17 protein-coding genes are annotated in these 20,375 nt (G+C 44.1%); 5 read left to right on the plus strand and 12 right to left on the minus strand.

Translation table 11 applies throughout. From position 1 onward, the window contains the following. The first annotated feature begins 2 nt into the window (after positions 1-2). Positions 3-1,460, plus strand: a complete 1,458-nt coding sequence (locus tag A37S_RS0115095; protein WP_028297710.1) for a RagB/SusD family nutrient uptake outer membrane protein — start codon at positions 3-5, stop codon at positions 1,458-1,460. 657 nt (positions 1,461-2,117) lie between these two features. Here A37S_RS0115095 and A37S_RS0115110 read toward each other — a convergent pair. The 6 genes from A37S_RS0115110 to A37S_RS0115140 all read right to left on the minus strand — a co-directional run bounded on the left by A37S_RS0115110 (position 2,118) and on the right by A37S_RS0115140 (position 7,373). Next, a complete protein-coding gene (locus tag A37S_RS0115110) occupies positions 2,118-2,780 on the minus strand; it encodes a Crp/Fnr family transcriptional regulator (RefSeq protein ID WP_245586400.1) in 663 nt (220 codons plus the stop codon). A gap of 3 nt (positions 2,781-2,783) precedes the next feature. Continuing rightward, the gene (locus A37S_RS0115115; protein ID WP_169719511.1) at positions 2,784-4,142 is read right to left on the minus strand and encodes an OmpA family protein; all 1,359 of its coding nucleotides are present in this window, start codon (positions 4,140-4,142) and stop codon (positions 2,784-2,786) included. Positions 4,143-4,154: 12 nt separating this feature from the next. Then, a complete protein-coding gene (locus A37S_RS0115120; protein ID WP_028297713.1) occupies positions 4,155-4,655 on the minus strand; it encodes a DUF5004 domain-containing protein in 501 nt (166 codons plus the stop codon). Between the two features lie 249 nt (positions 4,656-4,904). Continuing rightward, complete coding sequence (locus tag A37S_RS0115125) at positions 4,905-5,639, minus strand: LytR/AlgR family response regulator transcription factor (protein ID WP_028297714.1); 735 nt, start codon at positions 5,637-5,639, stop codon at positions 4,905-4,907. A 122-nt stretch (positions 5,640-5,761) separates the two neighbouring features. After that, positions 5,762-6,838, minus strand: coding sequence for a sensor histidine kinase (locus A37S_RS26335; protein WP_051293214.1), 1,077 nt, complete (start codon positions 6,836-6,838; stop codon positions 5,762-5,764). Between the two features lie 226 nt (positions 6,839-7,064). Then, a complete protein-coding gene (locus A37S_RS0115140; RefSeq protein WP_028297715.1) occupies positions 7,065-7,373 on the minus strand; it encodes a GreA/GreB family elongation factor in 309 nt (102 codons plus the stop codon). 429 nt (positions 7,374-7,802) lie between these two features. Here A37S_RS0115140 and A37S_RS0115145 point away from each other — a divergent pair, with 429 nt between their 5' ends. The 4 genes from A37S_RS0115145 (at position 7,803) to A37S_RS0115160 (ending at position 12,957) form a co-directional block, all read left to right on the plus strand. Then, on the plus strand, positions 7,803-8,348 hold the full coding sequence (locus A37S_RS0115145) for a YfiT family bacillithiol transferase (RefSeq protein ID WP_028297716.1): 546 nt from the start codon (positions 7,803-7,805) through the stop codon (positions 8,346-8,348). Positions 8,349-8,677: 329 nt separating this feature from the next. Further along, positions 8,678-10,594 (plus strand): ABC-F family ATP-binding cassette domain-containing protein, encoded by a 1,917-nt coding sequence (locus tag A37S_RS0115150; RefSeq protein WP_028297717.1) that lies wholly within the window; start codon positions 8,678-8,680, stop codon positions 10,592-10,594. 20 nt (positions 10,595-10,614) lie between these two features. Next, complete coding sequence (locus A37S_RS0115155) at positions 10,615-12,075, plus strand: type IX secretion system plug protein (protein ID WP_051293215.1); 1,461 nt, start codon at positions 10,615-10,617, stop codon at positions 12,073-12,075. A gap of 348 nt (positions 12,076-12,423) precedes the next feature. Continuing rightward, a complete protein-coding gene (locus A37S_RS0115160) occupies positions 12,424-12,957 on the plus strand; it encodes an acyl-CoA thioesterase (RefSeq protein ID WP_028297719.1) in 534 nt (177 codons plus the stop codon). A gap of 18 nt (positions 12,958-12,975) precedes the next feature. On the opposite strand, the gene A37S_RS0115165 is transcribed toward A37S_RS0115160, so the two are convergent. The 6 genes from A37S_RS0115165 to A37S_RS0115190 all read right to left on the minus strand — a co-directional run bounded on the left by A37S_RS0115165 (position 12,976) and on the right by A37S_RS0115190 (position 20,161). Further along, positions 12,976-14,004: an FUSC family protein gene (locus A37S_RS0115165; RefSeq protein WP_157278701.1), complete on the minus strand. Its 1,029-nt coding sequence runs from the start codon at positions 14,002-14,004 to the stop codon at positions 12,976-12,978. 430 nt (positions 14,005-14,434) lie between these two features. Continuing rightward, positions 14,435-14,755, minus strand: a complete 321-nt coding sequence (locus A37S_RS0115170) for a heavy metal-binding domain-containing protein (protein WP_028297721.1) — start codon at positions 14,753-14,755, stop codon at positions 14,435-14,437. A 90-nt stretch (positions 14,756-14,845) separates the two neighbouring features. Beyond that, positions 14,846-15,916, minus strand: coding sequence for a glycoside hydrolase family protein (locus tag A37S_RS0115175; protein ID WP_028297722.1), 1,071 nt, complete (start codon positions 15,914-15,916; stop codon positions 14,846-14,848). Positions 15,917-15,954: 38 nt separating this feature from the next. After that, complete coding sequence (locus A37S_RS0115180; RefSeq protein WP_028297723.1) at positions 15,955-17,274, minus strand: sensor histidine kinase; 1,320 nt, start codon at positions 17,272-17,274, stop codon at positions 15,955-15,957. Next, positions 17,274-18,623, minus strand: coding sequence for a sigma-54-dependent transcriptional regulator (locus A37S_RS0115185; protein WP_028297724.1), 1,350 nt, complete (start codon positions 18,621-18,623; stop codon positions 17,274-17,276). Before A37S_RS0115185 ends, A37S_RS0115180 begins: the two co-directional genes overlap by 1 nt. 233 nt (positions 18,624-18,856) lie before the next feature. After that, a complete protein-coding gene (locus A37S_RS0115190) occupies positions 18,857-20,161 on the minus strand; it encodes an aminotransferase class V-fold PLP-dependent enzyme (protein ID WP_028297725.1) in 1,305 nt (434 codons plus the stop codon). Positions 20,162-20,375: the final 214 nt, after the last annotated feature.

Below are 20,375 nucleotides of genomic sequence, written 5' to 3' on the forward strand. Positions count from 1 at the left end.
ACATGAAACAGTTTTTTAAATACTATACGCCCATTGCCCTATCATTGGCAATAGCGGTGACATCTTGCAAAAAATCATTCCTGGACGACCCGAGACCTACGAATCAGGTATCGGAAAATGACATTTTTTCCTCGGCATCAAATATTCGTGCCTATTTCACGGGTATATATAACATCATCCGGTCTGATATGCTGAGCCATGACAGCGACGGGGCCAAATCTTATGATCTTGCCTATGAGGTGATGGGCGATGATATCATGACGCCCTTTGGCAATTGGTACTCCTTTGATTATGAAATAGACAATAGCCGATCCGTCTATAGGCGCACCAGGTTTACCTGGAATTTCCACTATAAAGTCATCAACAACACCAACGTCATTATAGCCGGCCTGGGAGAGGCGCCGATACCGGACAACGCCAAGTTGGCCTTTGAGGCCGAGGCCAGGGCCATTCGAGCGTGGGCCTATTTCAATCTGATACGGGCTTACCAGCACGCGTACTCCAAGGACAAATCGGCCCTGGGCGTACCCCTATATACCGTCCCTACCTCTGCCGATAACGAAGGGAATCCCCGGTCTTCGGTAGAGGAAGTCTATGCGCTGATTGTTTCCGATCTGGATTTCGCGGTGCAGCACCTCACAGGCGAACGTGCGTTCAAGTATATGATCAACAAAAGTGTGGCACATGGCATATTCGCCAGGGTTTACCTTACCATGGAAGAGTGGGAAAAAGCGGAGCAACAAGCCTTTGCGGCCCTAGAAGGATACGGCGTGGCTACTGCAAGCTATACGGCCGCCAACATCCAGCAAGCATTTACCCCAGCAGATTATGATAAAGGATTCAACAGCTATGACGCAAGTGAATGGCTTTGGGGACTGCCGCTCAGGAACGACCAAGCGATGTACTACAGGTCCCTGTTCTCGTTCTTCGATCACGACAGGACGGACGGTTATAAGAACTTTTATGTGAACAACACATTTGTCAACAGGTTTTCGGATACCGATGTCCGCAAGCTGTTTGCCACAAAAAACGGCTACTATATCACGACCAAATTTAGGGACCTGAACGATCTATCTGGCCATTTGGTAATGATGCGTTCCCCTGAGCTTGTACTTGTCATCGCCGAAGCAAGGGCCGAACTGAATGATCTGGACAATGCAAAGGTCGTTTTACATACACTGCAAGTAAATCGCGACCCCAATGCCCTTATATCGGCCAACGACACCAAACAGGCCCTGATAGAAGAAATATTGGTGGAAAGGAGGAAGGAGCTCTATGGTGAGATCGGCGTAATGGCACAGGATATCAAGAGAAAGCAGCTCGACCTTGTCCGAACAGGCAATCACCCAGCGGCCTATCTAAACACCTATCCCGCCAATTACACCCATTTTATCTTTCAGATTCCGCAAGAGGAAATGGACGCAAACGAACATATCGCTCCAGGAGATCAAAATCCTTAATGGATAAGTTATTGGTTTGAAAATTCGTGGATGGATTTTTTCACCTTAGTCCCGATGTGCAATGGCCATCGGGATTTTTTTGTCCCCACTATCCTTAGTTATTTCCCCGCCTACCCTCAGATTAAGTGGATATTTCTTTTTCATCTATCACCATTCCAACGAGGTTACTGTTTTTAGTAGTGACTTTTGTGCTTCGTATTAATTCATAGAACATTAACTTGATATCGCAATGCAAATATGCGAGAACTTTACCCTTTATTTTCATTGGAAAGGCCTTGCCTCTTATAGCATGCATACATATATAAAAACAGACGGTGACTACCCAGTCTAAAAATCCAGTTTTTTGCCCAGAACCTTCAATGCTTCATTATTATGGATGGCATGCTCCCTGAAATATTCGTTTTTGCCCATTATTGGGAGAATAGGCTATGACATGTAGCTCAATGCAAAACCAAAGGACTCTATAAGACTTTTATCTATGTTTTCGCTATCGCCCATGAACCTAAAATCTATCCCGACGTTATCATCGTTGAAATCCGACTTGAGGAGAACTGGTGTTTATACAAAAAAAATACTTTTAATATGGTTAGGAATGTATATAATCACCTAATTTTATACCATGAAGGAGTATACTTGTCGTAACCTAAAATGCTTTCCTCAAGCCATCTTTTGTCCATATTGCTTGCGGATGCGGCTTAAACTATCCTGATGGATGCCCAGCAAGGAGGCGACATATTTTAAGGGGATGGTGTTTAAGATCTCGGGCTGCTGCTGCATGATCTTATGATAGCGCTCTTCGGCTGTCAAGCAATGCGCATCTATCTGATGGTCCTGCACCCAGTTGAGCACCCTATCCATCAGTACAAGTTCCATGTCATAAGCCTTAGGTACCAAGCGTTTTATTTCCTCTACTTGTGGTTTTCCCCATTCGAGTACCTCCACTTCTGTTAAGGTCTCCAGTGCGCAAGAAGAAGGCTGCCCGTTGAGCAGGTACAGCGGTGTGGAAACAAATTCATTGCTCGACACAATGCCCAGCGTATGGTCAATCCCTTGATGTGTCCGGAATAGGTGAACGATACCACTATTGAGAAAATACAACTTGGTCACCGGTTTGCCCTGGTGCATGATAATGGTGTGCTTGGGAACGACCTTGCATCGCGTAAGCGGCTGAATATGTCCCAAGTCTTGCGGACTTAGGTAGACACCCCTTTCCCGAAGGAATTTACACGCTTTGTCGAACATCTTGCTACTCCTATTTTTGACCCTTATTTCATTGGACTGAAAATGAGCCACAAAATAGGAATAGATTCTTTTATTCACAAGCTATAGTTTTATGAACTCTACCCTTCTGTTCTGCGCCTTGCCCTCCCTGGTCTTGTTATCTGCCACTGGCTCTACCTGACCCTTGCCGCTCGAATTAAGACGCTCTGAAGCAACACCATATTCCTTTTCCAGCTTTTCTTTCACCGCCAGTGCACGCTGTTCACTCAATTTTTGATTGGTATCGACGTTGCCATCTGCGTCGGTATGTCCTATGATATTTATTTTTAGGTCAGGATGTGTGGTCAGTAAATCGGCTATGGTCTTCAGGACACCCGCCGACTCATTTTTGATATAGGCCGAGCCACTGTTGAAAAGGATGCCTGTAGTACTGAACTTGCCTTCCTCTATCAGTTTGTGCCTAGTATCTGGCAATCCTGTTGCCATGCTGATATTGCCTATGTAGACCCCTATTTGCTCATCCTTATAGGAACTGCTTCCCATTTTGAAAAACAATTGATTGAACGTGCTTTTGGAAACTATGGCTTTAGGCATGTCATACATTTTCTCTCCGTTCATCCAAATGCGCAAACGCTCTTTTTGCCCTTGTATAGCTACATGAATAACTTGACCATACCATTGCTTGAACAAATTGCTTTTGCTAACTGGGGTATTGACATAGCGGGTATAGCCGTCATAGCTTTCCAACAACGTGTTTGCCCCATCGGCAAGTGGAGATATCTCCATGTAAAATGATTTATCGCCATAGGGATTGGAAAGAAACTTATTGGCATCGTTGGCTTCATCGCCAGAAGCCAATAAACCAAACTGGATGGATGGCGGTAGCCAGCCTTTGAAATCGTATTGCATCACCAAGTCAAACTCTATGGTAAAGTTCTCTCCCAAAGATTTCTTGTTGTCCGTGAGGCAAGTACTTTTTTGGGCCATGCGAAGCCATCTGCCCCCTAGCTCATTCAACTCGACTATCACCGAGCTGCCATCACTATTCCAGCCAATAGGCAGTTCCCCGACAACATCGTCCTTAAAATCATTGACATAAAACACGGACTCTCCCGGTACGAAATCATATTTGATACTATAGGTAATTGGCTTATTGGTAACAATAGCTGCCACAGGGGCGTTGGTATCTATGGGCTGCGCTATTTGTCCATTTGGAGCTGTTTGCCCATTTTTTTCCTTTCCTTTGGCCGACTTGGCAGCCTCATCTGCTGCCTTATCTACGCCTTTGCTTACCGCTTGGTCCGTTTTCTGAAGCACCTTGTCCGTGAAACTTTGTTCGGCCTTCTTCTTTACCTTGTTCATCAGGCCCTGTCCGTAGCTCATCTGAACGGCACCTAATATGAAGACCAAAAAGATAAGCCCCTTTATTCCCCCACCGCTCTTTGTATTTTTGTAGTTCATGTTGTTTTTCATCTATTTGCTTAACACTTGTTCTATCGTTACCGTACAAGGCGTTCCGTGGAAGACGGTTTGGAACGTCAGCTTCAGACGCGTGGCCTGCGACTCTGCTACTTGAACCTCCTCTATCTTGTCCGAATCATAGTGCGTGATGGTCAAGGTCTTTTTTGCAGGATCGTATTGCCACTCCCCTTTTTCCTCCTCCGCTTCTTCATCATCGTTGCAAGGTATGCGACCATGTTCTATTATCAGCTGATGGTCACTCCTAAAGATGGTTATATCATCTGCATCGCATTCATCTTGAAATTGCAGCATATCCGTATCCAACACCCCGTCCTTATCGATGTCTATGGCCGGTGAGACCGTCATCGATTTCAATTGCCATCTTTTGTCGGCAAAACTTTCTGCTACAGCTGCTTGCTGCGACCTGCCCGAAGTACAAGCCAAAAGAGCAGCGATGACAGCTAGCCCAACCATCATGGTCCATACATTTCCGTTTTTTAAGTTAATCTTCATCTATATTGTCTTTGCAAATGATTAATGCGATTGACAAAAATAGATGTGCTACACGATGTACTGTTTTCTATTCTACCAACGACACTGACAGCCGACAAAAAGCATAAAAAGAGGACTAAAGATCATTTGCGATTTCGTGTGATATAAATAATCAATCCGACAATTACAGCCAGCGCAATCAAGACGCAAACCCCAAATAGAATGAGCGTCAACTTCAGTCGGTCACCATCTACATAGGCGTATCCCATATCAAAACATGAGCCTTTTCACTTCCTGCATGAAATTTCTGCCCACATTTATTTCAGTGCCATTGTTCATTACCAGAAACATTTTGCTGATGTCTCTGTACAATTCCTTGACATGATTGATATTGACGATATATGACCGGTGAACACGCAAAAAATCCTTGGGATCCAGCTTACTAACGATGGCGCCTATACCAAATGAGCTCAAGTAGTATTTCGAGTCCGTATGCAGTTCGGTGTAATCCCGGTCTGCCTTGATATAGATAACATCTCCTACGTTGATATTCTTCAAACGTCGTCCTTCCTCCACAAGGATACGCGACGGATAAATCCCAGAACAGTTCATTAAGCTATTTGCAAGGAACTGCAAGGATTTTGAGGGACTTTGGATTTTCATTTTTTCCAGCGCATTGCCAAAGCGCTCCTTGGTATATGGCTTGAGGAGATAGTCTACCGCATTCATCTCAAAAGCCTTGACCGCAAAGTTATCATAGGCCGTGGTAAATACAATCTGTGGCACGTGATCAATACGCTGAAGTACTTCAAAGCCATTGGCTCCCGGCATTTGTATGTCCAAGAACACGACATCGGGTTCCAGCATATTGATATACTTGATGGCCTCAATGCCGTTATGGCATTCACCTGCTATAAAGAAATCCTTTTGCTCTTTCAGGTACTCCTTTATTAACTGGCGGGCATTCTCTTCATCGTCAACGATTAAAATAGATTTTCTAGACATATGGGTTTATTTGAAATTCCCGAATTTGGAATTATTAAACCATCCATCTTTCCCAATTCTACCAAATGCTTATCTGGGCGACAAAAAGAAAATATCTTCTACGAGCTAATTTGCCACCTGCCTTAGGCTACGATGGGAAGCTTGAAAAAGATAATCAAACCCGACGGCCCATTGCTTTCCAGGTGCAGTTCTTCATTATAGATAAGACTTAAACGTTTTTTGATATTGATCAACCCTATGCCGTCTGTGTGAAATACCTTGTCCAAATCATTTTCTATGCGCACTCCCGTATTGGCAACGGATATATGCATGTGTTTCTTTGCTTTGGTTATATGCACCGTAAGTTCACCTCCATCAATGCACGGCGCTATACCGTGCTTTACTGCATTTTCGACAATAGGTTGGATAATCAAAGGAGGTATTTTGCTATGCAGGAGTTCCGAATCACAGTCCACCACAAAATTCAGGCGATTTTTAAAGCGCCTCTTCTCGAGGTTCAAGATGGCGGCAATGAACTGGAGTTCATCTTTCAGCGGTATCCACTCGCTCTTGGATGCTGCCAGTGCATAGCGAAATGTATCGGCCAGCCAGGCAATCATTTCACGGGTTTCCTCTTGCTGGGGCGAAAGTGAGGCACTGATGGTATTGAGGGTGTTGAAGAGAAAGTGCGGATGGATCTGTGCCTTCAGGGCATTCAGCTCATGCAAATGCGTAGCAGCCAATAGGGCTCTTTCCCGCTCAATGAGTCTTTCCCTTTGCAGGAAAAAATTATAGGCATGTATCATCCCAAAAATCAGGATATAGTGAAGGATACCAGCAAAGTAGAAATGGATGATCTTTATATAATCTGTCGGAAAAAGGGGAACGAAAGCGTCCAGTTGTATCAAAAGTAAAAAGCAACTAAGTCCCATAAACCATATCGTGGTGAAGATAGGACAAAATGCGATATGTAGCAGCACAATCCTTGAAATGGGCAACTGTTTAAACCGCACAAATACCAACCACCAAAAAGGTACGATAAAGAGTGCCATAAAGAAATAATAGGCTGGCAAAAACTTGAGTCCTTTGGTCGATATATTTTCGCAATCTACCAAATACACGATAATAAATTGCAAGCAATACAGCACAAAAAATATTGAAAACCACAGCCACACTTCCTTGACAGTCACATTTCGATACACCTTTTTGCCCAATATCATATCCCCTTGTTATCATTTGCCGTCTACAAACAATATGGTGATCCAGCAGAATCTATGACTAGATTTTCAAATGCTACTTACCTGTATGTGTTCGTTGAAGGGTTAATCTTGCCCAAAGATGGGCATCGTTTATTTAGCGTTTTGATTATTTCTACAAACGATATATCAGGCGGACAAAAAAGCAAAATAGACGGACAAAAAGCATTTAGACTATCGAACGTCCCAGTCACGCGACCTCTATCACGAGAAATTTCCGATAACCTACCTTGGTATGCAGGCCTACAATGTCTCCTTCGTGAGCTCCCAAAACGGCGCGGGCAAGAACACTTCGGGAAGAAATAGTTTTCAGTTCATAATTGTCCGAAGTGGCGTCATTGATCTGAAAGGAAATGATATTGGGGCCTACTAATTCCCTTAGTTTCATCTTAGATGCAACTTCAATGCGCCTTTTACCCGTAGGTTCTGCGAACTGTTTTTTCGAAGAAGCATACTCCGATGTTTCTTTTTTATTGATGGTAATGAAATTTGCCGACATATGGATTACAACTTATTAACTGGTTAACAAAAGATGTTCAAAAAAGCCGCCCACCCCCGTGAGCGGCTCCGATCAAAAACAACTAACTATAAAATAAACCTAACATTAGAGAAGACGAGATATAAAACAAAAAACCCTTTCCTCTTGTCAGATGGAAAGGGCTCCTCAATTTAATATAGCGATTCCATCAACGATTAATGCTATGCATACACATGCACCTCACCAACAGAACTATATCCTCTTTCAACCTTATCATAAGACAAAGATAGATAAAATAATCTAGTAAACAAGTAGACTTTTTGTTTCTTACAAGGTTTGATTACAATAAGCTTATTTACAACACATTAAATTTTAAAAATAATTTCAAGCTAGTCGGGTGTTTATTATATTTACCCGTTGAATACAAGCGGAACTTTCTACAAAAAAGAGATGACAAACAACGAGCTAACCAAGTTACAATATCCCATAGGTCAATACGTGGGACCTATCACCTTCTCGCCCACTATTATTGACGGCTATATCGACATCATTTCCGACTTTCCACATCACCTGAGAAAAGAAACAGGGCATCTGTCGGACAGCCAGCTGGACACCGAATATAGGCCCCAAGGCTGGACCATCAGACAGCTTGTCCACCATTGTGCAGACAGCCACTTAAATGCCTATACCCGATTCAAACTGGCGCTCACCGAAGAAAAACCCACCATTAAGCCTTATCGCGAAGACAAGTGGGCAGAACTCATAGATGGCAAGAGCTTGCCTATAGCCTATAGTCTTTCCCTATTGGAAAGTCTTCATTTTCGTTGGATTACTTTATTGAAAGCCTTAACCGTCGAGGAACTTAAAAGGACATTCATCCATCCCGAAAACGGAAAAGAAATTACGCTGGAGGAGAATATAGGGATATATGCATGGCACTGTGAACATCACCTGGCCCATATCATCAAACTAAAAGAAAGGATGAACTGGAAATAGCTCATTATAAAAACAATAACCCATATTTGCTACTGAAAATTATATTCCTAATAGGGACATAATATAACCTCCATTTTTCCTAACAATCAAATTCTCTACGAGCCGAACGAAATTCTTTGGACTCTGTAAGACCTTAGTAAGACTTATGTAAGACTAAAGCGCTGTTTCAGCGAGTAGCACTCATGCCTTTCTTAACTCTTGATTTGATTTATTTTCCTTTAATTTAACTTTGCTAAAAACTGCAAGGAACGTGAAGGAAAATGGTCGGACAGCAACCTATCATGAACACATAAAGATAATATGCATGCAATTTCGTACTTTTGCGGCAAATGATCTCAATAAATAATCTCACATTTGAAATAGGAGCCAGAAAACTGTATGACGAAGCCAATTGGCATATCAAACCCGGTGATAAAGTAGGACTGATTGGCGCCAACGGTACGGGCAAGACTACCCTGTTGAAAATCATAGTAGGCCAATATAAGCCCACCTCGGGCACGGTCTCCATGGCAAAGGACATCAAAATTGGTTATCTAAACCAAGACCTGCTCTCCTATCATTCCGAAAAAAGCATTTTGCAAGTAGCTATGGAAGCTTTTGAAAGGCAGAATCAGCTGCATGCCGAAATCGAGGAGCTGCTGCAAAAACTGGAAACGGACTACAGCGACGACCTCATCCACAAATTGAGCGATAAACAAATGGAGTTTGATGCCTTGGATGGCTATAACATGGAATTCAAAGCGCATGAGATCCTTGCCGGCCTGGGCTTCAGCGATGAACAGCAAGAACGTAGGCTCGATCAGTTCTCCGGAGGCTGGCGCATGCGCGTGATGCTTGCCCGTATCCTATTGCAGGCACCGGATATCCTGTTGCTCGATGAGCCTACAAACCACCTCGATCTTCCATCCATCAAATGGCTGGAGTCCTATTTGCAAGCTTTTGACGGCTCCATAGTCATCGTATCGCACGACCGTTATTTCTTGGATCGCATCATCAACAAAACCGTAGAATCGCGCAAGGGCAAGCTTACTACCTATGCCGGCAACTACACGTTCTACCTGGAGGAAAAGGCATTGCGCGAAGAAATCCAAAGTGGGCAGTTTAAGAACCAACAGGCCAAGATAAAACAAGAAGAGAAGTTGATAGAACGCTTCCGCGCCAAAGCCAGCAAGGCCAAGATGGTGCAATCGCGCATCAAGGCCCTGGAACGTATGGACCTGGTAGACGATGTGGATGATGATAACCCCACGGTCAATTTCAGCTTTAACTTCAGCAAGCAATCGGGTAGGCACGTGGTACGCCTGGAACATGTGAACAAAGCCTACCCCAACCTAAGTATTCTCAAAGATGCCCATGCCGTCATCGAAAAGGGAGACAAGATCGCCCTCATCGGGGCCAACGGAAAGGGGAAATCCACCCTGTTACGCATCATTGCCGGAGCCGACAAAGATTTTAGTGGAATGGCGGAGACGGGGCATAACGTAACGACTACCTTCTTTGCCCAGCATCAGTTGGAATCCCTCCATTTGGAGAATGAAATCCTGCGCGAACTACAGGCCTTTGCTCCCAAACATACCGAGACCGAACTGCGATCTATCTTGGGATGTTTTCTGTTTACGGGCGACGACGCCTTCAAGAAAATAAAAGTATTATCGGGGGGCGAGAAATCACGTGTTGCACTGGCCAAAGCCTTGACCGCCGATGCCAATTTCCTCATCCTCGATGAGCCCACAAACCACTTGGATATTCAATCGGTCAACATCCTTATCCAGGCCTTGCAACAGTTTGAGGGAACATTCATCACGGTATCGCACGACAGGTATTTTCTCGATAGCATAGCCAACAAAATCTGGTTCATCGAAGACGAGCAGATCAAAGAATATCCCGGTTCTTACCAAGAGTACGAAGAATGGATGGCCAAAAGGCCTGCCCCGACCAAAAGCGAAAAGACTGCTCCCAAGAAGGAAGAAAAAAAGGAGAAGCCCAAAACGGGGCAACCGGGCGATGAGCAAAAACGACAGTTGAGCAAACTGAACAAAGAACTTGAAAAAACGGAAAAAGAAATCGAAGAGCTAGAGGAGAAAAAAAGGAAAACCGAAGTAGAGCTTGCTGATCTATCTATTTACAACAATGAGGATAAGCTAAAAAATATCAACTCCTTATACGATAATACTAAAAAAGAATTGGCAGCAAAGCAAGCCTACTGGGAAAAGCTCGCAGAAGACATCATGCAATTGGAAGACTAGTGACACGCAAATATAATTTCATGTCTCTCGCGAAGTCGCAAAGGCGCAAAGAGAGGATTTTTGCGCCTCTGTCTACCAGTTGGCGGACGCTCTTAGCGAGCAATATTGGATTTTTTCACAACTTGATTGCTTTCAGAGGCGTTCAATCTTGCTTCACAGGTTTGGCGTGCACCCGATGCCTCGTTATCGTCCTATTACTTTCCCTACCTGTTCTTTCCGCTCATGCCCAGAAAAAGGAGAAACGGGAAAGGCAAAAAATAGTGCTTAGTCCTAGGCAAGAACTGGCCTATGAAAACAAGGATTATCTCCCTGAAATCAAGAGCGTCAATTTCTACAAGTTAGGCGAAGAGCAATCTTTTCCCATTATCGATTTGAACAGTGGAGACCAGCTTTTCATGTCCTTTGACGACCTCAGAGCAGACAACCGTAACTATTCATACAGCATAGAGCATTGCAATGCCAATGGCGAGAAGAGCGTGCTCCTACCATTGGAATATATAGATGGATTGACAGAAGAGCGCATTTACGACTTTGCGCCTTCTATCAACACCTTGCAGCCCTACACCCATTATAGCTTCACCTTTCCTGCCGAAAACGGACTGAAACCAAAAATTTCCGGGAATTACCTGCTCAAGATTTATGAGGACAACGACCCCGATAGGCTGATCATCACGAGGCGTTTCTATGTAGTGATACCTGCTGCAGGGATGTCGGCACAACTGCTCCCCTCCTATCAGGTGACCAAAAGGAGCAGCAACCAAAAGATCGATCTCGTGGTCAATACCGGTACGTTGAACATCAACAATCCCTATCAGGACATCAAGATACTAGTCATGCAAAACCAACGCCCAGACGTACAACAGTGGCTGCAGAAACCAAGTAACATCCGGCAGGGAGAATTAATCTATCAGGACAACAACAGCTTGGATTTCCCCGGTGGTAATGAATTTCGCTCGGTGGACCTTCGCAGCCTACGTACCTTATCGCAACAGGTAGCCCGATTTGAAAAAGACAGTATCAATCAAATATGGCTATTGCCCGACGTCGACTGGAGTGACCAGTCATATAGCTACCTGTTTGATGAAGGTGGCAATTTCTACTTACGCAATTCGGATTTTGACGACAGCGATGTACAAGGCGACTATATCACGACAAATTTTTCCCTTCAAACGGACAAAACCCCAGAAGCGAGCGAAAAGGTCTTCGTGTTGGGAAAATTCAACAATTACGCCCTGAATGAAGAAAACGAACTGCAATACGACAAGGAGAGCAAAAGCTGGAAAGGTGGCATACCATTGAAACAGGGTCTCTATGACTATACTTATGTTTCGGTGGATAAGAGCGGCACCACTCAGCCATACAAATACAATGGCAACCATTTTGAAACCAAAAACACCTATCAAGTATTGCTCTACTACCGTAGACCAACCAGTAGATGGGATGAGCTGGTAGGATTTATTCAAGTAAGCAGTACAAAGTAGATGCAATTGCTTTTTTTCATAGTAGACCTTTCAACACGATACTGTCCGGGGTCTGTCGGGTTGTTGGTGCGTCAGAGACTCCGGACTGTTAATGGTTGCGTAGTCTCCAGACTACGATGTTCATTTGCAAAGCCGTAGTCCCCATTGCTCGTCGCCAAAGGCCTCAGACATACGTCCAGTGCCAATAGGAATTAATTTATAGAGGAAATATGATACTATTATTATATTATTTCGTAAATTTAACATGCTATTACATGAAGGCTAGATGAGACAAGAATGGCAAGAATTGCTTTACAACTGATGTCTCAAATCGAACATCTCATATCTCACATCTTTTTACACTAAAATATGAACCAAAAATTTGCCAAGGAATCCTATACCATCATGAATGAACTGGTACTCCCAAATGATACCAATCCATTGAACAACCTTATGGGTGGACGCTTGCTCCACTGGATGGATATTGCCTCAGCTATTTCGGCGCAAAAACACTGCAACAATATCGTAGTGACGGCATCGGTAGACAATGTGTCCTTTAGACATCCGGTCAAGTTGGGCGATGTCATTAGCATCCATGCACAGGTCACCAGAGCATTTAAAACCTCTGTGGAAGTGAGAATGACGGTGTACGCACAAAACATCCCTTCGGGCACCAAGGTAAAAACCAATGAAGCGTTCTATACCTTTGTAGCCATAGATAGCAACAACCAAACCATTCCAGTTCCTGAGCTTATTCCCGAGACGGACAAGGAAAAACAGCTGTACGAAGACGCCTTGAAGAGAAGGCAATTGCGCTTGTTGTTGGCCGGAAAGATAAAACCCTCGGAAGCTATAGAACTATTGGCCTATTTCAATGAAGCCAAAGATGATGAGGTACTGTAGTGATAGCATATGCTTCCATTAACTTACTCGTCTTTGCGTAGCAAAAATCCAAGAGCTCCCCAAAGCCATCAATCCGCCAAGCGTGGAGAAAGAAAGCCGCTCCATGGCTAGGTAAATGGGATTTCCCTTATCCATCCCGAGCAATATCAGGACAAATGCCGTCACAAAAGCCGAGCCTACCATGTAATTTTGCCGGATATAGTATTGCCAAAAATATACGCAGACAATGATGGCCAGCACAAAATAGATGACGTGGGTAGAGCAGTGCAGAATCAGCGCTCCTAAGCTGCAACCGACCAATGTCCCCAAGATGCGCTGCGAAATGCGTCTGAATGCTCCCTGATTCCCTACCTGTACGACCATGATAATGGTGAGCGGAGCCCAATAGCTGTGGGGAAAAGGGATAAAATGCATCAGTACGCCACTGGCTATCAGCAGAAAGGACATCTCTAGGGCATATCGCCGATTGGCCTCCTTTAGTCCCAGTATGGGACTTTTGTCATTCCGACTCTTTTCATTGGTAGCCAAAGGTTTCATGGGCACATAGCGCTTGCCGTATTTCATGAGGCCAAGTACGACCAGTATCTCTACCGATATTCCCAACAGACAACCCAAAAAAGTATAAAGTACGCAAGACCAATATTCATGAGCGATATGGCTCATGAGAAACAGGGCCGCCGCGGGAATGACAATATCTGGCCAATTAATAGGATAATACTGCTTTAGAAAGCTAAACAAATAAGCAAGTAAAACCATTGCCAAAGAAACATATAAAAGGCTATTTCGGCTATAAATGCCCATGAGCACTACTAGCAAATAGATGCACGACACTTTGGAGGCAATAGCAAGTCGGTTTATCGGTAGATTATGTGCATTGATACCCGCTATGCTTTGTGCGGCCACTATAAAAAGGGCTCCCGACAAACCCAATTGGAAGCTGAACATCAACCATAAACCTATGCCCACTACGGCACAAGCTACCAATGAGTTACTAACACGGTCTAGCTTAAACGAATAGCGAAGAGAATTTCGAATGCCGTATCTCAATACAAATTCAGTTTTTTATTTTGAATAATTATATAAGATCAAAATTTACATTCAAACATACGTAAAAATATAGAATTATAATCGTATTCAGTAAAAACGGGATCGCAGCTACCAAACGAGCCTGTCTAGAGTTTGGCAGGTAGTACGTCATACCTAATCCCCCTTCGGAGGGGGCGCGGTGGAATAAGGGCGTTGGGAGGGGGAGGTCGGTATCGAGCCGTGTTATACGATGGAAAACGAGCCCGCTTAGCTGAACGCAGAAATTGAAAATAAAAAAAAATGAAAAATAATTTTAAAAAGTGTATAGAATACACTATCTTTGTATCATCATAATTTAGGTTTATAATTGGTTAGTAAAGGTTTCCAGTCTCCCCGGCTGGAAACCTTTCGTTTTTGTAGGTAGGCTATTCATCCGCGGGGTTAATTCCGTCTATTCAACGACAACTGCCGTACCACTGGCTGTCACCATAAGCATGCTGCCGTTGTTTCCGATAGTTTCATAGTCCAGATCAATTCCAATCACCGCATTTGCCCCTAGCATAGAAGCGCGCTGTTGCATTTCATAGAGCGCCGTATCCTTCGCTTCGCGGAGTACTTTCTCATAAGACCCCGAACGTCCGCCTACTATGTCTCGGATCCCAGCAAAAAAATCCTTAATGAAATTGGCTCCTATAATGGTCTCCCCTGTTGCTATTCCCAGGTATTGCACTACCTTTTTTCCTTCTATGGAATTTGTCGTCGTTATGATCATGTTTTTTTTTTCGTTTAGAGGTCTATTGACGAGTAAATGTTACACCGTTTAGCTACTGCTCATTGTGTCCTGATATCGCATATCTCCCATTTACCCCAACTGCTCCAAAATCTCATCGCTAGGGTTCCCAAAAATGGATATCCCGCCAGCACCATTCTTCAATGCCAGCTTCACCGCATCACCAAATTCCTCCGGATTCTTAAAATCTGGCAGGTACAGTCCAGCATATAACGGAAATTTTCCGTGCAGGCCGTTGACTCCTTCCTTTACGGCATCGCCTATCCACCCTATCGTCTCCTTATAAAAACCATGATAGATCATGGGGTAAATGGCATTCAGTTCCCAATTGCACCAATCTTGCCGCACGATACGTTTAGCCACTTCGGGCGTTGGGAAAACAGCTGCACTAATCGGCTTTTTATGTTTCTTGGCTATGAGTGACAAACCATTGACCACTTCGGTAATCTGCCGATAGCGGAAATTGCGCCATGAGAGACTCTGGTCTGGATGTACTATTTGATCTATATCCTGACCCGTTTCTTTTTTAAATTTACTCTTGCATACCTCACAATAGCAAAAATCAAAGGCAGGCAGCTCCCTACTCTGGTCCAGCTTATAATTTTCCCAAAGATTGACTGGCAAAATCACGTCAACAAAACGAATATAATCCAAGTGGAGTCCATCTACAAGTTTCTTGCTCAATTGCTCTTCGGCCTTGTCCGCCAAATAAGTTCTCACCTCCTGCCTAGAGGGACACAAGAAGCGATAATAGCCTACATATGGCGGCTCGGTGGCACAGCTTTTTCCTTCCCTGCTCACGCTATACCATTCTGGATGGGCGGCCAGGAGCTCTTTTTCTCCTCTATTCATCGTCCACATCCAACGATGGGCTTCCAATCCCGCCGCCTTGGCCCTGGCAAAATGCCTTTCGCTGAATTCCTCAAAAAGCACCCCCACAATACCACTGCCTTTCCATTTCGAAAAACGCTGTTCCAGATCTATATCGCTTTCCTTCTCATCGGGATTCACCCAGACCCAATGTTTTGGCTTCCCTTTCTTCTTTACCTCGTCACCGTATTTTTTTGCAGACGTAGTCAAAGGCATCAGAGCTGCTGCCGTGCCACCTAGTAGTGTTGTTTTAAGAAATTCTCTTTTGTTCATGCTTTAATATATCGTATTCTATCACTGCCTTTTCAGCCTCAAAAAACCAAAGTAAATACCGTTCCTTTTCCCACCGAAGACTGTACCTGTATATTTCCTTTATGCATCAACATAATCTGTTTGCTGAGCGTGAGTCCCACTCCACTACCGTTTTTCCTTGTGGTAAAAAACGGAATGAAAATATTCTCCAATAAGTCTGCAGGGATTCCTTTTCCATTATCACTTACCTTGATGTGCGCTCTTCCTTGCACCAATTCGGCAGAGAGCTTGATAAGTGGCTCGGCCACCTCCTTTACCGCTTCTATGGCATTCAGGAGCAAGTTTATCAATACCTGCTCTATCAAGCTTACATCTAGGGTTAATTTCAACTGCGGATCTTTCAGGATAATATCCAGTTCGATATTTTTCTGAATGAGACTGGGCTCCATTAGTTGATATAGGTTTTCAAACAAGGTAGATGCTGCAATTTCCGATATATCGGGCTCGCTCACCTTATTGAGGCTGCGATAAGTACCGGCAAACTTGAGCAGTCCTTCGCTCCTTCTCTTGATTGTATCCGTTCCCAACCTGATATCATCCAGGTCTTCACTATAGGGCAAATCTTCCAATCGAGTCTTGAGCGTATCGGCCAATGACGATATAGGCGCAATGGAGTTCATGATTTCATGTGTGAGCACACTCAAGAGCTTTTGCCAGGCCTTTGCTTCGGTTTCATCTATGGCCTCATTGATGTTCTGAAAAGCCACCAAGCGATAAGTCCCCTCAGCGGTCTGAAAACGAGCAGAAGCAAGCTGCAATTTCAATTTTCCTGCGGGGGTTTGAATGCTAGCCCGATCTATCTTTCCGGGCGTGAGGGACAGGGCTTTATCTTGAAGTTCCTTGTTTCTCAAAGATAGGCCACCGATCGTGCCCAGATGTGGGATATTAAACAGGTCACGAAAAGAGTCGTTCATCCACATGACCTTGCCGCTCACTTCATCATAAGAAAGAATGGCCGTATTGACTACCTCCAAGATCTTTTGAAGGTACTGAAATTGCGTTTCCCGCTCGGTATTGATTTTTCTAAAAACGGCATTAATGTCGTTGAAGGCACTTCTGAGCGGCTTGATCTCCGCACGGGCATAATCCAAAGGGAAATTGCGGGAAAAATCGCGATATCTGGCCGCCTCGGCAAATTCTTCCAGCTCCTTGTATGTTCGTACCTGCGATCGAAAATTGAGTACCAACAGCCATACGACTATAGGCGATGCTAAAATAGCATAAAGGTATAGCTGTTGAAACACCAACCAAGCTACTCCGAATATGGCTCCCAAGAGAAAAATCGCACGTAAGAATAAGATACGTTTAAACTTGCGCATCAGATATTGTATTTTTCCAGCCTACGATACAGCGCCGTGCGGGTGATGCCGAGCTCCTTGGCCGCCTTGCTGATATTGCCATTGTGTTTCTCTATGACATTCATAATGGCGTGCTTTTCCATTTCACCAAGATTGAGATGTGCTGCCCCTTTCGGCTCGTTGCCTTCATTAGGCGATTCTATGGGCGAAAAAAGTATATCCTCTGCCGTCAAAGTGGTAGACTCGGCCATGATAATAGCCCTTTCAATACTATATTGCAATTCGCGTACATTACCGGGATAATGATATTGCAACAGCTTACGCTCTGCGGACCGATCTAGCTCGACGCTACCCTTCAGGTATTTATCGCCATACTTCTTCATGAAATGCCTAGCCAAGATAAGAACATCTTCGCCACGGTCTCTCAAAGGAGGCACCTGCACTTCCACCGTATTGATCCGGTATACCAAGTCCTTTCTGAAACGTGCTTCGTCGGCGAGCGCCTTGAGAGGCACGTTGGTGGCGCAGAGCAAGCGAATATCTACCGGAATGGGTGTATTGCTACCAAGAGGTATAACTTGCCTATTCTGCAAAACACTGAGTAATTTGGCCTGCTGTTGCAATGAAATGTTCCCTATTTCATCCAAAAATAAAGTACCTCCATTGGCTGCCTCAAAACGACCAATCCGATCTTCCCTGGCATCCGTAAAAGCGCCTTTTTTATGGCCAAAAAGCTCACTCTCAAACAAGGTATCGGTCAATGCCCCCACATCTACCTTCACGTATGGATTTGCCTTTCGCAGGGATTGCTGATGAATGGCATGGGCAATGAGGTCTTTTCCCGTACCGTTCTCCCCCAATATGAGTATATTGGCATCCGTCGGTGCTATTTTGCTGATCTTATACAGCAGGTTCTTCATCACGGCAGACTCGCCCAAAAGCTCTACCTGTCCAGCAATGACGTCTTTCTGCACTTTACTTGCTTTCTTACTGGAGGCAAGTAAACCAGATATGACATCCAGCAGATGTTCATTTTGCCAGGGCTTCACGACAAAGTCCGCCGCACCTTGTTTGAGGGAGGCAACTGCCAGATCAATGGCCCCATAGGCCGTAATCATAATGACTGGTATATTGGGACGAAGCGACTTGACCTTGCCTAACCAAAACAATCCTTCATTGCCTGTATTGATCACACTCTTGAAATTCATATCCAACAGAATCAGGTCAAAACTATGCCTTGACAAAAGAGCTGGAATGTTTTCGGGATTCTTGTCGGCAATCACCTCTGCTACTTCTCTTTTCAGCAAAAGTTTTACCGCGGTAAGCACATCTGGGTCATCATCGATAATTAGTATACGGGCGTTTTTCATGTCTAAAGTTTTACTGGATATCAGCTGTCGGCAATCAGCCATCAGTCAATCACCGAACACTGATAGCCGATTTCCGATAGCCGTTGGGCGATAGCTGACAGCTAAGCATGTAAAGCTACAATTATGCCTGTATTTATAAAAATCTGTTTTTCAATATCCTTGCAATGTATGCAAAAAAACAGAACTGTCCGATAACGGACAGTTCTGTTTCAATTCGAACAATTTCCCCCGACCTACACTGTCTTGGATATCGAATTCAATGCCTCCAGCAAACGGTCTAAATCCCGTAAGCTTGTATAAACATGCGGGGTGATGCGCACGCAGCTCACATGCTCATTGACCATCGCAGTAGTATGTATTTTGTACTTGTTGAACAGCGCGCTGTCCAGTTCGGGAGCTGTCATTCCCTCCATGCTAACGCCACAGATGCCACAGGAATAAGCTGGAAGTAAAGAAGTACTCAACCTAACCCTCGGTATAGACAAAGCCTCTTTTGCCCAGTAATCTTTCAGGTAGCGTATACGTTCTTCCTTTCGCTTGCCCCCTATCCCTTCATGGAAATTGATGGCTTCTCCTATTCCCTGCTCTATGGGGAAGCTACGTGTACCCAAAGTCTCAAACTTCCGAATATCGTTGCGCTTGGGATCGGCATCGCTGAATATGGGCCAAATGTTGGGGATATGTTCTTTCTTCATCCACATCATCCCTGTGCCTATTGGAGCGCTTAGAAATTTGTGCAAGCTTGTTCCAAAATAATCACAACCGAGCTCGGAAATCTTAAAATCAAGCAAGCCAAAGGAATGCGCACCGTCTACAATTACCTGAATGCCATGCTCATGCGCCATTTGGCATATTTTCTTAACAGGCATAATCTGCCCCACCCAATTGATGACATGGGTCACATGAATGATTTTTGTTTTCGGTGTAATGGCATTTTTATAAGCATTCACTATAAGTTCATCATCTTCGACAGGAAAATCGAAAGACAATTGCTTGTATATAATACCGTCACGCATAGCCCTTTGCTTCCAGGCTTGCATCATGTTTGGATAGTCGAGGTAACAACCAATTACTTCATCGCCCCGCTGGAGGTCTATGCCAAAGATCACGGTATTCAATGCTTCGGTGGCATTTCGGTTTATGGCTATTTCTTCTGTATCCGCTCCAGCCAGCTTGGCTAGCCTTTGCCGCAAGGGTTCCCTTCCTTGATCCAGTATACGCCACATATAATAAGAAGGACCTTGATCTGATAATTTATTATACGTTTCTACTGCTTTCTGTACCACAATAGGAGATGGAGAAACTCCTCCGTTGTTTAGAATAAGTATATTGGAATAACTAGCACTATAGCCTTGTTGTATCACCGACCAATAGTCTTCGTCTTTCGCCATCACTTGGGGAGAAAGGCCCTCTTTTGCATGATTCACCCTTGTTAATTCGGGCAGCATTTCCTTTGAGAACAGGTTATTTGAAGAAAAAGCACCAGCAAGTAACGCTGTGCTGCGCAAAAACGTACGTCGGTTTTGTTTTTTATTCATAAAAGAACGAAGAAAGAGTAAAAATAATCACTACCAAACGGATAAACTTAAAAACAGGCAATAAACTCACTTAACTTACTGATTATCAGTAAATATTTTCATTAGATAAAAAAGCCACCCCCCCCCTGTTTTTTAGAACAGTTCTACCTGTATACAAGGTGGTTTATTTCGTTTTTTCTGTTTGCTGTAAGTTCTCCTGCTGTTCTGCACCATC

Source organism: Olivibacter sitiensis DSM 17696 (genome assembly GCF_000427965.1).
GTDB lineage: Bacteria > Bacteroidota > Bacteroidia > Sphingobacteriales > Sphingobacteriaceae > Olivibacter > Olivibacter sitiensis.

Excerpts from the sequence above, each read along its gene's own strand:
- A37S_RS0115140 (WP_028297715.1), bottom strand. The coding sequence starts at position 7,373 with ATGTCGGCAAATTTCATTACCATCAATAAAAAAGAAACATCGGAGTAT.
- A37S_RS0115145 (WP_028297716.1), top strand. The coding sequence starts at position 7,803 with ATGACAAACAACGAGCTAACCAAGTTACAATATCCCATAGGTCAATAC.
- A37S_RS0115120 (WP_028297713.1), bottom strand. The coding sequence starts at position 4,655 with ATGAAGATTAACTTAAAAAACGGAAATGTATGGACCATGATGGTTGGG.
- A37S_RS0115095 (WP_028297710.1), top strand. The coding sequence starts at position 3 with ATGAAACAGTTTTTTAAATACTATACGCCCATTGCCCTATCATTGGCA.
- A37S_RS0115125 (WP_028297714.1), bottom strand. The coding sequence starts at position 5,639 with ATGTCTAGAAAATCTATTTTAATCGTTGACGATGAAGAGAATGCCCGC.
- A37S_RS0115160 (WP_028297719.1), top strand. The coding sequence starts at position 12,424 with ATGAACCAAAAATTTGCCAAGGAATCCTATACCATCATGAATGAACTG.
- A37S_RS0115185 (WP_028297724.1), bottom strand. The coding sequence starts at position 18,623 with ATGAAAAACGCCCGTATACTAATTATCGATGATGACCCAGATGTGCTT.
- A37S_RS0115155 (WP_051293215.1), top strand. The coding sequence starts at position 10,615 with ATGTCTCTCGCGAAGTCGCAAAGGCGCAAAGAGAGGATTTTTGCGCCT.
- A37S_RS0115150 (WP_028297717.1), top strand. The coding sequence starts at position 8,678 with ATGATCTCAATAAATAATCTCACATTTGAAATAGGAGCCAGAAAACTG.
- A37S_RS26335 (WP_051293214.1), bottom strand. The coding sequence starts at position 6,838 with ATGATATTGGGCAAAAAGGTGTATCGAAATGTGACTGTCAAGGAAGTG.
- A37S_RS0115190 (WP_028297725.1), bottom strand. The coding sequence starts at position 20,161 with ATGAATAAAAAACAAAACCGACGTACGTTTTTGCGCAGCACAGCGTTA.
- A37S_RS0115115 (WP_169719511.1), bottom strand. The coding sequence starts at position 4,142 with ATGAACTACAAAAATACAAAGAGCGGTGGGGGAATAAAGGGGCTTATC.
- A37S_RS0115175 (WP_028297722.1), bottom strand. The coding sequence starts at position 15,916 with ATGAACAAAAGAGAATTTCTTAAAACAACACTACTAGGTGGCACGGCA.
- A37S_RS0115170 (WP_028297721.1), bottom strand. The coding sequence starts at position 14,755 with ATGATCATAACGACGACAAATTCCATAGAAGGAAAAAAGGTAGTGCAA.
- A37S_RS0115180 (WP_028297723.1), bottom strand. The coding sequence starts at position 17,274 with ATGCGCAAGTTTAAACGTATCTTATTCTTACGTGCGATTTTTCTCTTG.